Raw genomic sequence first — 20,864 nt, 5'->3', positions numbered from 1 at the left:
TAGATGCATTACTTTTTATTTTTTTTTTTAGTATATTACTAAATTTAAAACTCAATTTCAGCTTAAAATCCATTTTAAATAAGCCTAGAGATTTCTCTCCAGGCCTCTTTTGTGTATTGTAGTATATATTTTAAAATAAAAATTACATAAGTTCCCTTGCTACCATTTCTGTAATAGCAAAGCTTGCTACATCGTTAGCAAATTTCCCTGGTCCGAACCCTGCATCGTAGCCAAGCTCTTTTGCAAGTTCATGAGTTATTCTTGGACCTCCACAAATTAGCACAACTTTATCTCTGATTCCTTCTGCTTCTAATAATTCCACTAGATTAGTAAGGTTTTGAATGTGTACATCCCTTTGAGTTACCGTTTGAGAAACTAAAAGAACATCAGCTTTAAGCTCAATAGCTTTTTTAATAAATTCTTCATTCTCAACTTGACTTCCTAAATTATAAGCTTCTATCATAGGGTATCTCTCAAGGCCATAGTGCCCTGCAAAGCCCTTGATGTTCATTACTGCATCTATACCAACAGTATGTGCATCTGTGCCCGTACTAGCTCCAATTATTACAACCTCTCGTTTAATGTTTTCTTTTATATACTCTCCAACCTCACTCATATCCATTACTTCACCTTCTACAGTTTGAACGTGAATTTCTTCATAGTTTACTGTATGGGTTAAAGAGCCATAGACCACATAAAAAGTAAATCCAGTATCTAAAGCACCATGATGAGCACAGTTTGGGTCCTTAAGTCCCATAGATTTTGCAAGCTGAATAGCTGCTTCCACTCCTCTTTCATTATCGTTAACTGGAAGTGTGAAACTCACTTGAACCTTACCATCATTCATAGTATCTCCATAGGGTTTAAGCTTTGTTAAATCTAAGTTTTTATCATAATCTTTAACTTCTAATGAATATTGTCCTTCGCTCATTATTCATTCCTCCCTAACATTAAGTCTATAAATGGATTGAAATAAGCCTTTTCTTTTTCTACAACTCCTGCAAGTCCTTTTCCGCCATCGAAAGGTCTTTTAATTCCTGCAAATTTTCCCTGTGTAAGTGTAGTAAATAAACCATCCTTTTCAATTTCTCCGACTAAATCTGTGGCTTTACTTACAACTTCTTCCACCCTAGTTTCCATTATACCGCCTTTTTTGAAGGTGATTTCTGATCCTAAATCCTTCATAGTTCTAAATATATATTGAGCATTATCTATTGCTATTGCTCTATCTGACATAAAAGGAGTGTGTATTGCTTCTGTAATCATTCCAAGCAGATGTAATCTTTGCCCAGTGACGATACTAACCATATTGAACAATGCATCTTGTACTTGTCCTTTAAATATATCTCCAGTCATAAATTTAGTTGGAGGCATGTACTTAAGCGGAGCCCTTGGGAATATTTCTCTTGCCATTTGAGCTTGTGCAAGTTCAAGTAGAAAACCATTTTCAACATCAGGACTTATTTCAAATGCATGTCCAAGTCCCATTTGTTCTTCTGGAATTCCAGCAACTAATGCAAATTGCTCATTTATAAATTGAGAAGCAAGTACAGTATGAGCTTCTTCTACTGCATCTGATGTAGTTAAATAGTTATCTTCACCAGTATTTATTATAACTCCAGCAAATCCATTTATTATTCTTGAAAAGTATTGATCAACTATAGTTCTTTGCATATTAATATCTCTGAAAAGGATTCCATATAATGCATCATTAAGCATTACATCTAGTCTTTCTATAGCTCCCATTGCAGCTATTTCAGGCATACATAGTCCAGAGCAATAATTACAAAGCCTTATATATCTTCCAAGCTCCTCTCCTACTTCATCAAGGGCTGCTCTCATAAGTCTGAAGTTTTCTTGTGTTGCAAGCGTTCCCCCCGTACCTTCTGTTGTAGCTCCGTAAGGAACAAAGTCAAGTAAACTTTGCCCAGTGCTTCTTATAACTGCTATTACATCTGCACCTTGCTTTGCAGCTGCTAATGCTTGAGTTATATCTTCATGAATATTACCTGTAGCAACTATTGCATAAAGCAGTGGCCCACTCTTATCACCGAATTTTTCAAGGTAAGATTCTCTCTTTCCTCTATTTTCACTAATTTTAGCTACCATAGCTTTAGCTACTTTATCTACAGCCATTTTAATTTCAAATTCATCATGCATAGGAAGTTTAGTTAAATCTATTTCACCTTTTGATACTTTTACCGCAATTTCTTGTGGCGAAAGGCTAGTTTCGAGCATAGCATTTCCTATAAATATCGAAGCACCAAGTGCTAATCCATTACCATTTTTAATGTTGTCCACAACAACATTTGGAATAGGTACTCCCACCTCATCTATTCCATCAATACCTAATAGTCTACATACAGTTCGCTCTACTGTTACCGTAGTATGTATATCAATAAATTTTTGAGTATCACTTGCTATATTTTTAGCTGATTGTCTTGCTTTTTCAACTAAATCCCAGTTTAAATTTAATTTACTTTCCATTTTGTTCCTCCTCATCATAGAAACTTTTTGCTATATCCACTATGTCATTTTCAAGACCTAGTAATACTGCTATATTTAGTGCATCTTTTGGTACTTTATTTCCTTTTGAAACTTTCTCTAGTGTATACTGCATATGTTCTTGTATTATTTCCACAGAATGAGTTTTATTTAAATCTATCTTATATTTCAGCTTATCAAAATCTACGTTTTTCAGTCCCATTACTTGATAATGATCCATATTTTTAAGAACTACTCCATCATAATGAGTTGAAATTAAGCTTACAGAATTGAAATCAGCTAAGTACTTGCAAAGAGACTTCACCAAATAATATCCTTCTTTTGGATTAGTACCCCTGGCGAATTCATCTAAAGCTATAAATCCATTCCCTAGTTTTGTACACTCTACTACCTCTTTTAATTTTATTATTTCAGCTCCAAATGTACTGAGCCCTTTAGATATAGACTGCATATCATCTGAAATGAAATGTATAAAATCTAAAATAGGGAATTGTGCGCTTTCAGCAAATACAAAAAAGCCCATTTGTCCAAGAAGTAAATTAAGCACTATAGTTTTTAAGGTAACACTTTTACCACCCATATTAGCACCAGTTATGATAGTTGTCCCAGAGTTAAGTTCTATACTAACTGGAGTAAATATTTTTTTACCACTTTCTAATATCTCTTTGATTTCAGGATTAACAGCATTGTAAAGATGAATATTCATTCCTTTACAAACTTTGGGCCTTATTCCATTATAATCTATTGCTAAATTTGCTTTAGCAATCAAAAAGTCTAATAAACCTACGGCTTTTATATTCTGGTTTATAATTTTAATTTTACTAGAAATTTGTAATGTTAACTCTTTTCTAATCCTTAGCTCTTCCTCTTCTTCCTCTATAACTATATCTAACCTTTCCTTTTTTAATTCACGTGCACGCTCCTCGGTTTTTGCAGCAAAAATTTCACTTTCCACTTGTCTTTTCTTTTGCCGAGTGTGTTCCAGTGTTTTAGAATACTCATCATAAACATAAAAAGTAGATATACCTGTACCTTGTGGGTCTAGGAGCGAAATAATTTCTTCTAAAGAGTTTAAATTAACTTCTTCTATATGGATTTGTAATTTATCCAAGATATCCTTAAGCTCTGTTACTAATATTGAAAAATATTTAATTTCATACAATTCAACTTCGTCAAATGTTTCCTCTTTACTACATCTTTTAATAGAATTTCTAATATCTTTGAGCTTACAAAATATTCTTCCTATGACCTTATACTCGTCTATATTAGAATTCATAGATTTAATTATAGTCTCTATACTATTTAACTCATGGGTTAATTTATTTGCTTCTGAAACTTTAAAAGGCCTAATGTTTTTTCTTTCCTGGAGGCCATAAGGCGTAGTTATCCCAAGTTTATCCATAATAAAAGAAAATCCAATTTGATCTCTTTGCTGCTTATCTAAAAACCTCATTTTATTCTCCCCCAATTACATCAAATACAGGTACACTTAAATTATTTCTAAGCCCATCTAAAAACTTATGCTTATCAAATTCATACCCATAAGGTGATTTTGGATTGGATGTAACACATACTATGTTAATTTTATTTATTGTTTTTAATATTCCACCTTGCTTTTGAAATTTATAAAGGGTATCCCTAGTTAAAAACAGCTTTGTTCCATCTTGAACTAGGAAAATCACTCCTTTATACTGATTTGTGGATGCCATAATTTCTTCTAAAAGTTTATCAGAAACCACGCCCTTAATAACTACATAAGAAGTGCTCTCATCTAAAAATTCAACAATTTCCTTAGAAGATCCAAGGGACGTACACACACCTAATATTTTTATAGTATTGTCTTTATAAATAATACCTATTGCACCTCTACGTAAAACTTCACCAGCCAGTTTTAATACTTCCATATCCTCTTCATTTTGCAAGGTTAGTAATTTAACCGTATGACTGGTTTCTTCTATAACCTTAACCATACTTCTTGATAGTGCTGCTCCAGTTGATAAAATTGTAGCACTGGTAACTGATGGAGAAGCTAAAGTTTTTCTACTAAGAGCTCCATCTACAATTATAAGCACACTTCCAAACCCTTTAAGTTCATTACAAATTACATTCATATAAGAATTTACGGATGGACCGCCCAGCTCTACATATCCGTCACTTAACGCCCTGCATATAATTATTTCTCCCATAGGGGTATTAAAACCAGTAGTTTTTAAAATTTCCCTAGTTATATCACTATTAAATAAGCATTGTTTTGCAGTAGCAATTATAGTTCCTCTTTCTATGTAAATTTTAGGTTTATCCGTTGCCGTTACAAGGTCCGTGTCCTCTCCATCTCGTCCTATAGAGGTGAGCCCAAGGGATATTCTCCCTCTGGCTTCTCTCAATATATGATTTAAGGTGGTAGTTTTCCCTACATTTTTGTTCATTCCTATGATCGAAACACTATCATAATTTTTAATCATATCAAAAATTCGGGTAACATTTTTCATCTTACTCGTGGTGTCCTCTTAAATTTCTCTCAAGTCCAACTGGTTCCATAGCCATCTTTTGACCATTTAATAGCCCTGCCACTCCTACTTTGTTAACCTTTTTAGCTCCGGTGCATACATCGCAATGACAGTCTGAAATATAACTAGTTGGCTGTTCATAAGTAGTGATAACACCTTCAAAATTTCTAAGTACTATTTTTTCTGGACTTTGAGATATAAGGTAATTTGGCATTACTGGAATTTTACCGCCACCACCTGGAGCATCAACAACAAATGTTGGTATACAGAAGCCTGAAGTATGCCCTCTTAAACCTTCCATAATTTCTATTCCTTTAGATACTGGTGTTCTAAAGTGTTCAAGTCCCATTGAAAGATCACATTGATAAATATAATATGGTCTAACTCTAATTTTTACAAGACCATGTATTAGCTCCATCATTACATGTGTACAATCATTAACTCCTCTTAAGAGAACTGATTGGTTTCCTAGAGGTATTCCTGCATTTGCCATCCTCTCGCATGCAAGCTTTGATTCTTCTGTAATTTCATTTGAATGATTAAAATGGGTGTTCACCCAAATTGGGTGATATTTTTTTAACATATCAACGAGTTTTGGAGTAATTCTTTGAGGAAGAACTACTGGTACTCTTGAACCTATTCTTATTATCTCAACATGTGGAATGGTTCTTAATTTTTTAATTATATCTTCTAATTTATCATCTGAAACTAATAGTGCATCTCCACCTGATAATAATACATCTCTAATTTGTGGTGTCGCTCTAATGTATTCAATTGCTTTATCTATTCTATCCATTGGCATAGAACTGTCACTTTGCCCTGCGAATCTTCTTCTTGTACAATGCCTGCAGTACATTGAGCACTGATCAGTTATTAATAGTAATACTCTATCTGGATATCTATGAGTGAGTCCTGGTACTGGAGAATCTGTATCTTCATGTAATGGATCCAATAAATCAGCATGAGCCTGATGTAATTCAAGACCCGTTGGTATAGCTTGCTTTCTTATTGGATCATATGGATCATTTATATCTATTAAAGAAAGGTAATAAGGAGTTATTGCCATTCTCAATGTTTGTAAACATTGCCTAGCTCCTTCTTCTTCCTCTTTTGTTAGCGGTATATATTTTTTTAGTTCATCCACAGTTTCAATTCTATTTTTAACTTGCCATTTCCAATCATTCCACTGTTCATCAGCAACGTCTTTAAAAAGTTCTACTCTTCTATTTACTCTCATTAATATTCGCCTCCATCTAATTTCGAGAATTATCGTCATATGTATGAATCATTATTATTTGCATAATCTTTAGATAAAATGCAGTATTACTAATCTAATATTTTATTGCTTTTAAATTAATTAAAAGCAATAAAATTTTGTTTACATATTAAATATATAATTCATCGAATATTTTTCTTAGAGTTTCACTTTCTCTAAGCTCTGCAAGTGTTATTTCAGCATGATCTTTAGTATACCCATTTCCTATTATCATAGTTACATCCTTACCAACACCTTCAGCGCCTAAAGCTGCTTTTGTAAAACTTGTAGCCATTGAGAAAAAGTAAACAATACCATCATCCTTAACTGGTAATATACAAGCCATCTCAGTATTGGGAATATTTACACAACTAATTGATAAATCCACTTCGCATCCGCTATTAGCTGCTAGTGTTTTATTTAAAACATCAACTGGTTTTTGAGCATCACTTACTATAGCTTCATGACATAGTCCCCAGCCTTTTAGTTTATCAGCTTGAGCCTGTTTTCTAACCATGGCTATAACGTTTCCTGTTGGTCCAACCCTTTTCATTGCTTCGTAGCAACAAAGCATTCCTGATTTTCCTGCTGCTCCGAGTACTAGTACGCTTTGCCCTGGTCTAACAAGTTTAGCTGCTTGAGCAGGTGCTCCAGCCACATCAAGAGCTGCAAGTGCTAATGCTTCTGACATATCACTTGGTAGTTTAGCATATATTCCACTTTCAAACAATATAGCCTTAGCTTTAACATCTACTCTATCTATATCCATTTTTACATCTAGAATTTTTTCTATTTTAAGTGGAGTTAAAGATAATGAAACTAATGAAGCTATTTTATCTCCTACTTTTAAATCTCTATCTTTTAATGCATCACCTATTTGTGCAACTGTTCCGATAAGCATTCCGCCTGATCCAGTTACTGGATTTTGCATTTTTCCTCTTTCTGCAATTATTTCTAATATTTTAGCCTTTATCTTTTCTACATCGTTATGAGCTTCCTCTTTTATCTGAGTGAAACTAGCTGAATCTATGTTTAATGAGATAACATCAATAAGAATTTCGTTATCATAAATCTCCATATCGTTGTCTATTTTTTGAGCTGCTTGAGTTAACACCCCTTGTGGTGATAATACCCTGTGTGAACCATATTTACATCCTTTTTTCATAATTAATTTCCTCCTCTAATTTGTTTTTATATTATTATTTATTTTTATATATCCATTATTTTTAAGTCTTCTGATATGATGAGCTCTGCTTCTGTAAGTGATTTAACTTCATCTATTGTTGTATCTTTGTATATTTCCTTTAAAACTAAACCTTCCCTCGTAACTTCAATTACACAAAGTTCCGTTACTATTAGATTAACCTTTCCCTTAGCTGTTAGTGGGAGATTGCATTTTTTAAGAATCTTTGGCTGTCCTTTTCCAGTATGCATCATTGCAACAATAACCTTTTTAGCTCCCGTAACAAGATCCATTGCTCCACCCATTCCAGGGACCATTTTTCCTGGTATAATCCAATTTGCTAGATTTCCTTCTTCATCAACCTCTAGGGCTCCAAGTACCGTAATATCAACGTGTCCACCTCTAATTAATGTAAAAGACATTGCACTATCAAAGTAAGCTCCTCCTGGAAGTATGCTGCAATACTGTCCACCTGCATTTTGAATATCTTCACTATCTTTGCCAAGCTCTGCCATGGGTCCCATTCCAACCATACCATTTTCTGAGTGAAAGGTAACCATTATGCCCTCAGGAACATAATTTGAGACCATTGTAGGAAGTCCAATTCCTAGATTAACAAGCTGTCCATCCTTTAATTCCTTTGCAACTCTTTTTGCAATGATCTGCTTTGCGATCTTGCTATCTGTAATCATATTACTCAATACCTCCCAATATATAGTCAATTAAAACTCCAGGGGTCATTACGTGGTCAGCATCAAGTTCACCTATTTTTACTAGTTTTTCTGCTTCAACAATAACTATATCTGCAGCTGTTGCTATAGTAGGGTTGTAGTTTTTTGTGGTTCCCCGGTAGAAGGTATTACCAAATTCATCCGATATACTACCCTTAATTATTGCAATATCAGCTCTAAGTGGAAGCTCCAGCAAATACTCTTTACCTTCTACTGTAATCTTTTGTTTTCCCTCTTCAACAATGGTACCTACTCCTGTTGGTGTTAAAACACCTCCGAGTCCTGCTCCACCACATCTTATTCTTTCTATTAATGTTCCTTGTGGTACAAGTTGAACCTCCATTTTACCTTCATTCATAAGTCTTCCAGTCTCAGAATTGGTTCCTATATGAGATGTTATAACCTTCTTAACCTGGCCACTCACCACCAGTCTTCCAAGCCCTTTATCTGCAAAGCTTGTATCATTTGCAATAATAGTTAAGTCTTTAATATTTAGTTCAATCAATATATCAATTATCTTATGAGGAGTTCCGCAACCTAGAAATCCACCTATCATCAAAGTCATACCATCTTTAAAAAGAGGTTTGAGTTTATCAGGAGTTACTACCTTATTCATAATTTACCCCCCTATCCTTTATTTAAAGTAAATACATATATCTAAAGTTTTATAATCCTAATATTGCTCTTGCTTCCTTTGGGCTGGCAATTTCTCTACCGAGCTCTTTAGCAAGTCTAACTACTCTTTCTACGAGTTCTGCATTTGATTTAGCTGGGATTCCTTTTTCAATATACACGTTATCTTCAAATCCAACTCTTACATGACCACCCATAGCAATAGCCATAGCTGCCATTTGAAATTCGTATCTACCAATACCTGATACAGTAAAAGTACTTCCAGTAGGGATGCTTCCCTCCATGAATACTAAATCTCTTGGAGTAGCTGATATTCCCCCATTTACACCCATAACAAAATTAAAATGCATTGGTGACTTTATAAAACCTTTCTTTTGAAGTCTTATTGCCATATCGATCATTCCTTTGTCGAAAACTTCAATTTCTGGTTTTACTCCGAGTTCAATCATCTTAGTGCCAAATTCTTTAATAGTGTTTTCGGTGTTTACAAATACGTCGTCTCCACCAAAATTACAAGTTCCCGCATCTAAAGTTGCCATTTCCGGTTTTAAGTCAACAGGTTGTAATCTTTCTGCGTTACTCATACCAACCGCACCACCTGTAGAAGGTTGAACAATTGCATCTGGACATTTAGTTTTTATAGCTTCAATACAAGCTCTAAATCTTTCTTTATCTTGAGTAGGTGTTCCATCATCTGTCCGTACGTGTAAATGAATGATACTAGCTCCTGCATTATATGCTTTTTCAGCTTCTGTTGCTATCTCAAGAACTGTATAAGGTACATTTGGATTATGCTCTTTTGTAACTTCTGCTCCGCATATAGCTGCTGTAATTATTAATTTTTCCATGTACTTACCTCCTTATATTCATCTAGGATATATAACAATTTTTGATTTTTATCCACCCTAATTTTTATTATAAGTTATATATATTATTATGATTTGTCATGAATTTATTCAATTGTTAATTTCTAGCTTATAGCTCTATAATGTGAAAAGGTTTACATTGATGTATTATTTCCTTTGTTTATCTTTAGGTACTACGCAAGTTCCACTTGCCCTGCAAACCACTATAGGTGTTTCTAATACGTCACAAGCTGAATCATTTATATCTGGTCTTGGTACTATAACTTTTCTTGCTTCAAAAATCATTTTTCTTGATGAATTTCCTACAGTCACTATTTCTCCAACAGCTTCTATAAAATCACCTGCATAGACTGGAGCTAAGAATTCAACAGCATCATATGCTTTGAATAATCCTTCATCACCATCGTTTAAAATTAAAAGTTCTGTAGCTACATCTCCAAATAATTGAAGCATTTTAGCTCCATCCACTAAATTCCCACCATAATGTGCATCATGAGTACTCATTCTTAATCTGATTAAAGATTTCATTTTACTTCCTCCTTTTTTATGTAATGGTTAGTTTTGTAATACTTATTTTCTTTGCATTAAAAAAAGGCACTGAACTTTCAGTGCCTTAATAAACAAAATAATTTACTATTAATGCAATGAAAATAAACTTTCATTACATAAATAGCTCTCCATAAAAAAATTATGGCAGTGATAGAACTACTACTTTCTACCCCCAAGAATATATTGAAGAACCAAAATACTCTTTCGGCAAATAAATACTTCATTTTTGATATCGGATGTTCCTATCCTTAACATTCAAAAACTACCAGTTTACTTGCTCCTCTATCTATGTTAACTTATTTAATTTTATTTTTTAATTCTAAGCTAATTATAATCTGTAATTAGTTCAAAAGCAATACTATTCAGAAAATTTAATATTTTTATTTTTCTACTAGTTCTGCTTCCTGCTCATTTTTATTTGTATCTTCTTTAGTAAAATTACCTTTAAGATAGTTTGGAAGTTCCATACCCGCTGACTTAAATACATCTTGTAGTGGTGGAACGGATTTTAACATCCCTGATAAAAAGTTTGCTGTAGTTGGGGTACCATTACCATTTCCGCCCATTGTATCCCAAACAGTAATTTTATCAATTTTAATATTTTTAATAGCTTCAACTTGTAATGTAACAAGTTGCTCGATTTTATCAGTCATCATAAGCATTACTGCATTTTCTGCACTGTTACCTGCCGCTTCTACAATTTTCTTTAAGCCTTCTGCTTGTTTAGTTAATATCTCCATGTTACCTTTAGCTTCTGCTTCCATTCTAGCTAGAGTTGCATCTGCTTCACCTTTGGCTATTCTTCTTATTGTTTCAGCTTTTGCTTCCGCATCAATTTCCACTCTTCTCTTTTCGATTTCAGCGTGAACTATTACGTCTGCTTCTTTTGTAGATCTTTCTCTATTAGCACGAGCTTTTTCTGCCAATTCCTCTGCAACATATGATTCTTCAAGGGCTTTAGCTTCTTGAACTTTTTGTGATGCATTTGATCTTCTATTAGCTTCTGCTTGTCTTTCCATTCTTTCTGCCTCTGAATTAGCAACAGTTATCTTAGCTAAATTTTCTCCTTCTGTAGCTTTAGCATTAGCTGCTGATACTCTGACTCTTTCATCTTGCTTCGCATCTGCCTCACCTATTGCACCATCTCTATTCTTTTCAGCTACAGTTTTCTTAGCATCATTGATGGCTTTAGCTGCTGCTTCTTTACCAAGAGCTTCAATATATCCTGACTCGTCTCTGATATCAGTAACATTAACGTTTATAAGCTTTAAACCTATTTTTTTAAGCTCAGCTTCTACATTTGAAGCAACATTTAATAAAAATTTATCTCTATCCGAGTTTATTTCTTCAATATCCATAGTAGCAACAACTAGTCTTAATTGACCAAAGATTATATCTTTAGCTAATTCTTGAATTTCGTTTTGACCTAATCCTAGTAGCCTCTCAGCTGCATTAGGCATAATTGATGATTCTGTAGAAATACCTACTGTAAACCTAGAAGGTACATCAACTCTAATGTTTTGCTTACTAAGTGCATTTGTTAAATTAACTTCAATAGATATTGGTGTTAAATCTAAAAATTTATAACTTTGTATTACAGGAATTATGAATGCTGCTCCACCATGAATACATTTAGCTGATCGTGTCTCTCCATCTTTTCCTTTCCCTGTCATACCATATACAACAAGAACTTTGTCTGAAGGACATTTCTTGTACCTTGCAAACACCGCAAGTATGGTTATAAAAATTGCTACAACAACAATGATTGGTAAAATAATTCCGTAAATATTATCCGTTGGCATAAATTTCCTCCCTTAATCTTAATCTATTTTTTCCACCAGCAAAAGCTGATCTTCCGAGATACTTATAACTACTATTTTGCTTCCTGTAGGTATGTCATCTCCATCCGTTACAGCATCAAGTAATCTTAATGCACCTTGAACCACTACTTCTACTTTTCCACTAGCTTTTCTTCCACTTGGGATAGTTAAATAAACTAGACCTTCTTTGTTAATTGCATTCTTTGTATTCATAGTTCCATCTTCTACAAACTTGTTTAAGAAATAATAGAGATAGGATACTATATACATCATTACAAAACCAGCAATTAAGGCTACAATAATAGTCGTTATCTTACTTTTACCTGATGTTGTTGCCACAATCCCAGTCCAAGCAAATATGGTAAAAAATACAATTACGCTTCTTATAGTAACTAACTTAAATTTGTACTTAAAATCTAAAAATTCGCCAGCACCATTATCTAGATCTAATGAATCCCCTGGAATATCATCGATTGATTCTTGGATATCACTAATCATATCCCCATGATCTCCTAGACCCATAAACGTCATTATTATTTGTAGTATAAATACTGCCGTGGATGGAAATGCAATAACCCAAAATAACCTTTCAAAACTTCCAATACTACTCCACCACTCGGACATTCTCTCCCCCCTTTCCAATATTAAATAGTTACATTTTTAACACAAATACCTAATTATAATTATACACGTTATCATACTGATTTTACAATGATATCTTTTTATAATGTATAGTAACCTAATTATCAGTAAATATTCTTTTGAAACCAATAAGAAAATACTTTTTCATCTATAAATCCACTATCTCTATACATCTTTACTGCAACGTAATTAGTAGTAATTACTAAAAGCTTAATTTGATCTATTTTTCTTTCCCGTAGCTTTTCAATACATTTCACTATTAACGCTTTCCCCAGTCCTTTGTTTTGAAAAACAGGCGCAATCCCTAATGTATTAATCCATCCTACATCTCGATTTATAGATAGTTCATATACTCCACACGGTTTTTTCCCGGTAAAACATATTCCAATTAAATCTTCATCATTAGTATATTGAACTATATAATCCTTTACCTCAAATTCATCAATTGTTGAGCCATTAGGGCTATTTATAAAAGCCTGGTTTTGAATATTCATATATTCATGCGAATTTAAAATAGAAAGAGGCAGAAGTTCTATCTCTTTATTTGCTTTTAATACTATATTTTTATTTCCCCTATATTTCATAACTACCGCATCATAAATATGTGTGAATTTCAATTTATTAATATAGGGAATAAGATGCGTTTCACTTTCACGAATACCTATTTTTATATTTCTAGCGTTACAAATATCGCAATAGTCAAATATTTCTTTTAACAGTAAATATAATTTATTTTCTATATTTTCATTTTCAATATAAACATCTGTAATAAATGCCTCTCCTCTAACACTGATTTCTTTGGTTATCACAGCTATACTTCCCTTAATTTGACCACAATCAAATAAAATAAAAACATTATTTCCTTCATTAAAAACATCACTTTCATACACACTATTCATTTCTATAAGGGATTTATTATAAGTTACATCTAAACTTTTAATTAATTTATATATTTCTTTTTTTTGCAAATTAGATACTTCCTTGAACTTTTTAATTTCCATTTAGTCACCCCTTTAATCATTTAGCCAATAACTGCTTCCATTATCCTCTCTATCCATAAATCCATATTGGATCAAATATCTACGAAGCGCTGCAAAATCTTCATGCATTTGTTTTATAATTTCATTGACTTCAGTTTCTGTATATTTTTTATTGTGTAGAAACTTTTGTGATAGATATTTTAGAATAATAATTTTCTTCTTTTCAGATCGTGGTATATTAACTATCTTATCATTTTTAATGTAATTTTTAATTACATTTTCTCTCTCCTTTTCTGTAATGGCATATCTTTCATCAACCATGGTTGCCCTCCTATGAATTTCTACTAATTTTTTATTATTATCATTGCTTTCATTTTTTGATAATAATGTCATCAAAGCTAAAAAGGTTTTTGCTTGCTTTTCTTTTTCTCTTAATTTAAATCTATGATTTCTGATATTTGACTCACTGCCTTCACCTTCTATTTTCACAATATCTTTATCACTATAACCCTTATAAAAATATTCAAAAATTTTGCTTTGAATCTCTGATAATCCTGTATATTTTTTATCTAAGGATAATAAATAGTCAAAAACAGATCCATGTGATTTACTTATATGAATTTTAACGGCCATCTCCGCTTCCATAAGCACTCCATCTTCTTTAAATATAAGTCCCCTAGTGAATTTTTCTCCACAAATAAGACAAATATAATTTTCTGAAATTTTATCATAAATATACCCCTTACAAATATCATCTACAGATGATTCCCAAAATAATTTCGAAATATCCATATTAATTCCTTCCTCCTAACATATCCTATGTTATCACTTATGTTTATATAATACATTATATCCGTTTGCTTTAACTTTGTAAACCATTTTAATTATTGTTTACATATAAGCAAACAAATTAAGCTACTGTTGGTTTTTTTAATTAATGCAAATATAGAAAGGGCTATCGAAATGTTATTTCACATTTCGATAGCCCTTCTTTACATAATTAACGTATAGAAAGTATGAATTTTCTCCAAAGTGCCTTGCAATAATAAACGATAAAACTATTAAATTAAAATTTCTTAATCAAATTTCTAGTTTGGAGTTAGTTTGCAAGGCACGCAGGAGAAATTGCATACTCATTATTTTCTTTTTGTTTTGTTGACTTCCATTATCTTATGAACTATATATTCATATCCATTTTCAGAATGTGGAATCATACAAGATGAACAATCTTTAATTCCATTTATCATTTTTTTGTTTCCACCACAATTCTCAAGAAAATACAATGGACAATAGCAAAACAGACAATTAAAACACTCATCATTTTCAACTTCATGGCAAGGAAAATATTGGCATTCACTGTTTCTAAAAAACTTATAACTATTCTTCATATTCAACTCTCCTTTAATATTTATCTTTTGTTTATTTGAATTAATCTCATCATCTTACATATTAAATAGTACTCTTTATTTCTCTTTTATTCTCATACATCCTATCATCAGCAACTTTCACCAACTGATTGTAACTTTGGGCTTCTTGTGGGAAGCTTACAATTCCATAGCTAAAACTACATACAATTTGATTTCCTTCAAAACTAAATGGGTTGTTTTTTAGCTGCTTAAGTAGTTCTTCAAGTTTAACATCTAAACTTTTTAGATTTGTACCCCAATATATAGCAATAAATTCATCCCCACCATATCTAGCTAAAATATCAGAAGACCTAACATTACTTTTTAATTTGTTAGCGAAGGTTTGAATATACTTATCTCCTGCTAAATGCCCATAAGTATCATTTACAATCTTAAGCCCATTTAGATCAAAAATAGCTAGCTGAAATTCTTCACTATATCTTAGTGCTTTATTAAAGTATAAATCAAACATTTCCTCAAAATATCTCCTATTGAATACATTAGTTAGCTTATCATATCTAGATAAATAAATTGTTTCTTCATATAATTTCTGTTTACTAATAGCTATTTCAATTTGACTCCTAAAGTGCTCCATACTTACTAAGTCTTCCTCACTAAATACATCAGCGCACTTGCTATCTACATTGATCATTCCATAAAGTTTGTTTTCAATTATAATCGGTGCACTAATACATGATTTTATATCCCATGGATCTCTACTTTTACAAACATTTACTAAATTTACGTCATGCAGCTTAGCAATATCATTAATAATAATTGTTCTTTCTATATTTCCCATTGTTTTTATCCAAAGAAAGGATCTTTGTAAAGATATACTAAAATTATTTGCTGAATTAATATTATAGCCTTTTGATACAGCAATTTTTAACATTCCATCTTCATCTAAAATCAAAACACTTCCAAATTGTGCATTTTCAATAATACTTATTGCCTTTTCTAATATTAATTCAAATAATTCATTTGTGTTATTTATACCAATAATAGATTGGCTTACTTGAAGCATAGCTTGATTTAAATTTAATGATCTACTTATCTTTTGTTCATATATTTTACGTTCTGTGATATCCAGCATAACCCCCACTAATCCCATAACTCTATTATTTTTATCTATAAGTGTTGCTTTATTTAATAACACATCATGTTCTGATCCATCTGCATATATCACCTTAGACTCATAAGTCTGTTTACCTTTTCTCTGCATCAACTCAGAATCCGCTTTATCATATATTTCTAATATTTTTCCTTGGTTTATTTCATAATCTGTTTTATTAATAATTTGTTCCTCTATAAGCCCCAAATATTGTTCAAAAGCAGTATTAAAACCGATATATTCTCCGTCAATATTCTTACTAAATATAGGATTTGGTATTGCATCTAAGAGTATTCTCAGAAAATCATGATCTTTTTTACTTTTCTGTAACATATCTTTTGCCCGTCTTAAATTAGAAATTAATAAAAGCATTACTACTAAAAATAAACAAATTGCAAATACTAGCAGAAATTCACTTTTCGCCCCCATGATATCATTTCCTTTTAAACTTTTGACTTATTAACATACTAATTATCCAATAGCCCTATAAATAAGTTGTCCTAAAAAAGTACATATTATAATTATTAATATTGACAATACCATTTGAACTGTCCCTTTTTTTAACGAAAAAGAAAATTTTGTGTTATGTTTTTGGTCCACAGCTGTTTTTTTAATACCTACTTTATTGCCACGGTGCACAACTTTAAACCGCGGATAAATAACTTCATCTTTTAAATAAGCAGCTATACATATAATAAGAACAAAAATAGATATAATTTCTGTAATATAGAAAAAATTCACATCCATAGAATAAGCTATGAATAAAGCTATTGGTAAAATTAGCCCAACTAACATGCCCAATTTGTTAATTATAAATCTTGGTATAGTCTTTCGTTGATTTTTTGTGTTAATTACTCTAGGCGAATTTTTCTTTTTCATAATAACCCTTCTTCCATTTTTTTTTCCAAAAGTCTTAAGGTTATTATAACAAATTTTTAAATATTTGTTAACATATATTTATATTTTGTAAACAATTATGTAAATAATTCGCTTTTAGTGGATTTAATATTAATTATAAATTTCAAAATTCTATTACATTGTATATGTCCATATCCTCTAATAATGTTTGTTCTGTTATAAAATCCTCTGGAAATTGCTCTGCCATAATTCGTTTGAACTGTTTTAGTTGTTCAGTTGAAATCTCTATTTCCTTTGACAAAGTATTTTTCTCTTTAATAAAAACATCAGTTTTTAACTTATATATGGACTCATCATCTATTATACTCACATTGTTTTTGTCATCAAATTTTATATACCCATTTACATCACTACTCATACTTATTTTCTTTAAATCAGTTATTGATTTTTCATCACTATTAATTTTAGCTACATTAAGATAAACAGTTACTTCACCATTTAAATCATTTTCATTTGCCACGGAACTTCTGAAAGCAATCGCTTTACCATCCTTAGATAGCACCCCCTCAAATATTTCTTCATTAGCATTCTGAGATTCAAAAATTTTGTTACCATTGATATATAAGTTGGCTCTGCGCTGCGGAAATATATGTGGTGTATCACTATAAAGAATATTTTTTTTACTTATTGTTACATCTCTTATGGTCCCCACGCAAGCAATTAGCTCTTTTCTTCTTTTTATATTGTAAACTGAATACCCAGAAGCTGATGGATTAATGTGCCCCGTAAACAAAATGTTTTCATTATCAATCCATTTCATTTCAACAATTTGTTGAACATTTATATTATCTATAACAATATGTGTTAGATTTTCAGTTTGAATATCATATACAGTTATATGTGGAGGATATACTTGTTTTCCTTCATTAAATTCTCTGAATATTAGTTTTGTCTTATCTGGAGAAATATTCAATAAATCCTTTAATTTTAAATTGTCTCCCAAAGATTTAATTTGTCCATTTATTTCATCGTAAAGATAGATATCATCATTCTTCTCAAAGGCTATTTTTGTAATTTTATTATTTTCTTTAATTTGTCCCCCACCTTTGATTTCAGTATCCTTACTTGTTATATTTTGTTTATTTTCGTTTATATTTTTATTAGTTTTATTTGAACAAGCTATTAGTGTAGTTGTGTTTAAAACTAAACACAAGCCAATAATAAGTAGCTTGGAACCTTCCTTTTTTCTTTTATCACGGCTAGTCATAATTTTACTCCTTATTGTAATGTTATAAGAATAATTATTAATCATTTTTTTACTCCTCTATCATTATACGTATAAAAATAACAAAAGAACATCTTTTATATTAAATAAATGATGTCCTTTTGTTTCCTATTTTGTAAAAACTTCTTCTATTGCTTTAGATATTATTTTTCTTCTGTTAAATATGGCAAAGTAATATGGTCAACATTAGCACAAATAAATAATGAGTTATGGTTAGCTAAACAAGTTCTTTATCCATCCAAATAATCCTATTTTCTCTTCTTTAACAGTTTCTTTTTCATCTTTAACTTTTGTAGTTTTCACTCTTATTTCATCAGTTTTCATAACAAATTTAACTTTACCGTCCATCTCGTCACCTATACCTGAGAAGGTGCCATAATTGTTGGATACTTCCACAAGTTCATCTTTTACATCAATTACATCTTGTAAATCTCCCATTTTACTATCAACCTTGCTACTTATCTTTTGAATACCCTCTTTATCGAATTTTATCATATTTTCATCTAACTCTTTACTTCCATCTACTAATTTATCTGCACCATCTTTTAATTTTACCGATCCCACAGAAAGTTCTTTAGCTGCTGAATTAAGTTTAGTTGTTCCTTCCATTAATGGTTTCACACCTTCGCTATTCAATTTCGCCAAACCATCTACTACACTTTGAGAACCTCCAACTAATTTCTGGGTACTTTCTGCCATTGTTTTTGTTCCCATACTTAAATCTTTAGCTGCAACATTTAACTTATCTGCTCCACCTGTAAGTCCATCGCTACCAGTTCTAAGGCTTTCTGCAGCTGGTCCTAATTTTTCTCCACCTTGTGCAAGTCCTACTGCTCCTTTAGCTAATTCACTACTTTTATCTGATATTTGTTTTGTAGACTTAGCTAATTCTTTTGACCCTGAAGCTGCACTTTTTTGTCCTTCTTGTAGCTGACTCATACCTGTATTTACCTGTTCTGAACCAGCTTTAATTTTTACTATACCTTGTTCAAGTTCATTTAATCCTTGTAATAATTCATTCCCACCATCTTTTAAAGCTACAAGTCCCGCTTTTTCATTTTCTAATTCACTATTGAAATTATCTGCTATTTCACCTGTTCCAGGAATTTTTCCTAGGAGGCTAACAAGCCCCTGTAATTTCTCAATTCTTACTATTAAAGCTTCAGTAGATTTCATCTCCAATTGTTTACCTCTTTTTAGTTTATCTATACCTTTTAAACTTTGCTCTGTTCCATCTATTACCTTCTTTTGACCTTGCTGTAGTGATGTTGTAGACTCAACCATTGTATCTAGTCCTGTGCTTAGTGATTCCATTTTAGTTGACACCGTGTTAGTCCCTTCTGCTAACTTATTAGCTCCATCTGAAAGTGCTTTAGACCCTATAATTAATTTGTCTGTTCCATCTGCTACCTTAACTGCTCCATTAGCAAAGCCTTTTGAATTTGTAGCAAAGTCTAATGCGCCTACTCCAAATTGCTGCGCTCCACTACCGAACTTTGTAGTACCTACCTGGAATGCTTTTAACCCACCCGCTACTTGCATCGCACCACTTTGTGCTGCATTTACACCATCTCCAAGTTTTGCAACACCATTATTTAATCCTAAAGCTCCAATTCCCAGCTTACTTACCCCACCATTAAACAATGTCATGTTATCAGCTAAAGCCTTTTGACCAACAACCAATTTACCTGTTCCATCAGCTAACTTAGTACTAGCATCTTTAATATCATTAATACCTTTTATTAAATCATCTAAAGTAGATGCACTTTTAAATTCACTCATATCCGGAAGTTCAGGTGTTCCCGTTATCATTATAGGTCCCATCTCAAAATTTTTAACCTGAGCAGTAATCTCTAAACTTTCTTTTAAATCTAAGATGTTATCCTTTAAATCTAAACTTTCTTTCATTCCTGGAAGACAAATGAAAGTAACTATTTGATTATTACCATCATTAATCATTTTCCCACTATTAATTTTAACATTTTTAAAATTATCTACTGGCAAGTCCAATACAGTTACAGTACTAAATGGAGTGTATATTTTTCTCATTTTCCCTTTAATATTAACCATATGGCTATCATTATTCACATAATCAATTTTCATTTTTAGTTCTCCACTTTTTCCTGCTAAATTCTCCGGCTTAATTTCCTTTCCATTAAGCGTGTATTTAACATTTACATCTATAGGAAGTTTTTTATCAGTAGTCCCTCGATAATAGATATCGTTTCCCTCTAACTTCCAAGTTAAATTTTCACCAATACCATTTGGTTTTTCTTCCCCCTTTACATTTTTTATATCCTTTAATATAGATTTATCTTGAACTTCAACATTCTTCTCATCTGAATGGAGCCAGTCACTCACTATTCTTTCTTTAACTTCTCCTTTTTGACTTAATGTTACATATACAGTTTCATCCTTTTTAATTAATTCTGTTGCATATACCATATTTGAACTAACTAATGTTACTATTAAAACTACACTTAATAATTTTTTTGACATACATCTGTTTTTCATGTTAATACATCTCCCCTTA

The 20,864-nt window shown here is 31.8% G+C and carries 19 protein-coding genes and 1 riboswitch; all 19 genes read right to left on the bottom strand.

All coding sequences use genetic code 11. The features are described from left to right. Positions 1-142: 142 nt before the first annotated feature. A complete protein-coding gene (gene kamE / locus ACREWB_RS11250; RefSeq protein ID WP_431547532.1) occupies positions 143-931 on the bottom strand; it encodes a lysine 5,6-aminomutase subunit beta in 789 nt (262 codons plus the stop codon). Beyond that, entirely contained in the window at positions 931-2,487 is a 1,557-nt protein-coding gene (kamD, locus tag ACREWB_RS11245; RefSeq protein WP_431547531.1) for a lysine 5,6-aminomutase subunit alpha, read from the bottom strand. The genes kamE and kamD overlap by 1 nt, the downstream gene beginning before the upstream one ends. Further along, on the bottom strand, positions 2,477-3,958 hold the full coding sequence (gene kamC, locus ACREWB_RS11240) for a lysine 5,6-aminomutase reactivase ATPase KamC (RefSeq protein ID WP_431547530.1): 1,482 nt from the start codon (positions 3,956-3,958) through the stop codon (positions 2,477-2,479). The genes kamD and kamC overlap by 11 nt, the downstream gene beginning before the upstream one ends. A gap of 1 nt (position 3,959) precedes the next feature. Next, positions 3,960-4,994 (bottom strand): lysine 5,6-aminomutase reactivase subunit KamB, encoded by a 1,035-nt coding sequence (kamB, locus tag ACREWB_RS11235; RefSeq protein ID WP_431547529.1) that lies wholly within the window; start codon positions 4,992-4,994, stop codon positions 3,960-3,962. A gap of 1 nt (position 4,995) precedes the next feature. Further along, a complete protein-coding gene (gene kamA / locus ACREWB_RS11230) occupies positions 4,996-6,249 on the bottom strand; it encodes a lysine 2,3-aminomutase (RefSeq protein WP_431547528.1) in 1,254 nt (417 codons plus the stop codon). Between the two features lie 148 nt (positions 6,250-6,397). Continuing rightward, the gene (gene kdd / locus ACREWB_RS11225; RefSeq protein ID WP_431547527.1) at positions 6,398-7,432 is read right to left on the bottom strand and encodes an L-erythro-3,5-diaminohexanoate dehydrogenase; all 1,035 of its coding nucleotides are present in this window, start codon (positions 7,430-7,432) and stop codon (positions 6,398-6,400) included. 44 nt (positions 7,433-7,476) lie between these two features. Further along, complete coding sequence (locus ACREWB_RS11220) at positions 7,477-8,142, bottom strand: 3-oxoacid CoA-transferase subunit B (RefSeq protein ID WP_431547526.1); 666 nt, start codon at positions 8,140-8,142, stop codon at positions 7,477-7,479. 1 nt (position 8,143) lies between these two features. Continuing rightward, positions 8,144-8,797, bottom strand: a complete 654-nt coding sequence (gene atoD, locus ACREWB_RS11215; protein ID WP_431547525.1) for an acetate CoA-transferase subunit alpha — start codon at positions 8,795-8,797, stop codon at positions 8,144-8,146. A gap of 49 nt (positions 8,798-8,846) precedes the next feature. Then, a complete protein-coding gene (gene kce / locus ACREWB_RS11210; protein ID WP_431547524.1) occupies positions 8,847-9,662 on the bottom strand; it encodes a 3-keto-5-aminohexanoate cleavage enzyme in 816 nt (271 codons plus the stop codon). Between the two features lie 165 nt (positions 9,663-9,827). Next, positions 9,828-10,208: a 3-aminobutyryl-CoA ammonia lyase gene (kal, locus tag ACREWB_RS11205; RefSeq protein ID WP_431547523.1), complete on the bottom strand. Its 381-nt coding sequence runs from the start codon at positions 10,206-10,208 to the stop codon at positions 9,828-9,830. 134 nt (positions 10,209-10,342) lie between these two features. Next, positions 10,343-10,522, bottom strand: a riboswitch (Lysine riboswitch). A gap of 87 nt (positions 10,523-10,609) precedes the next feature. Further along, positions 10,610-12,031 carry a flotillin family protein gene (locus tag ACREWB_RS11200; protein WP_431547522.1) on the bottom strand — a complete coding sequence of 474 codons (1,422 nt, stop codon included), beginning with the start codon at positions 12,029-12,031 and terminating at the stop codon, positions 10,610-10,612. Positions 12,032-12,049: 18 nt separating this feature from the next. After that, a complete protein-coding gene (locus ACREWB_RS11195; protein ID WP_431547521.1) occupies positions 12,050-12,673 on the bottom strand; it encodes a hypothetical protein in 624 nt (207 codons plus the stop codon). A gap of 122 nt (positions 12,674-12,795) precedes the next feature. Next, complete coding sequence (locus tag ACREWB_RS11190) at positions 12,796-13,692, bottom strand: GNAT family N-acetyltransferase (protein ID WP_431547520.1); 897 nt, start codon at positions 13,690-13,692, stop codon at positions 12,796-12,798. Positions 13,693-13,704: 12 nt separating this feature from the next. After that, positions 13,705-14,463, bottom strand: coding sequence for a DUF2087 domain-containing protein (locus ACREWB_RS11185; protein ID WP_431547519.1), 759 nt, complete (start codon positions 14,461-14,463; stop codon positions 13,705-13,707). Positions 14,464-14,807: 344 nt separating this feature from the next. Then, positions 14,808-15,059, bottom strand: a complete 252-nt coding sequence (locus ACREWB_RS11180) for a cysteine-rich small domain-containing protein (RefSeq protein ID WP_431547518.1) — start codon at positions 15,057-15,059, stop codon at positions 14,808-14,810. Between the two features lie 61 nt (positions 15,060-15,120). Then, the gene (locus tag ACREWB_RS11175; RefSeq protein ID WP_431547517.1) at positions 15,121-16,617 is read right to left on the bottom strand and encodes a sensor domain-containing diguanylate cyclase; all 1,497 of its coding nucleotides are present in this window, start codon (positions 16,615-16,617) and stop codon (positions 15,121-15,123) included. Positions 16,618-16,659: 42 nt separating this feature from the next. Then, entirely contained in the window at positions 16,660-17,067 is a 408-nt protein-coding gene (locus ACREWB_RS11170; protein WP_431547516.1) for a hypothetical protein, read from the bottom strand. A 142-nt stretch (positions 17,068-17,209) separates the two neighbouring features. Beyond that, positions 17,210-18,313, bottom strand: coding sequence for a hypothetical protein (locus ACREWB_RS11165; protein WP_431547515.1), 1,104 nt, complete (start codon positions 18,311-18,313; stop codon positions 17,210-17,212). A 231-nt stretch (positions 18,314-18,544) separates the two neighbouring features. Next, complete coding sequence (locus ACREWB_RS11160) at positions 18,545-20,845, bottom strand: methyl-accepting chemotaxis protein (RefSeq protein WP_431547514.1); 2,301 nt, start codon at positions 20,843-20,845, stop codon at positions 18,545-18,547. Positions 20,846-20,864: the final 19 nt, after the last annotated feature.

The sequence above is a fragment of the Clostridium sp. genome (assembly GCF_050717635.1).
In the GTDB taxonomy this organism is placed as follows: domain Bacteria; phylum Bacillota; class Clostridia; order Clostridiales; family Clostridiaceae; genus Clostridium_AD.
This window is presented reverse-complemented; position numbering and strand designations above follow the sequence as displayed.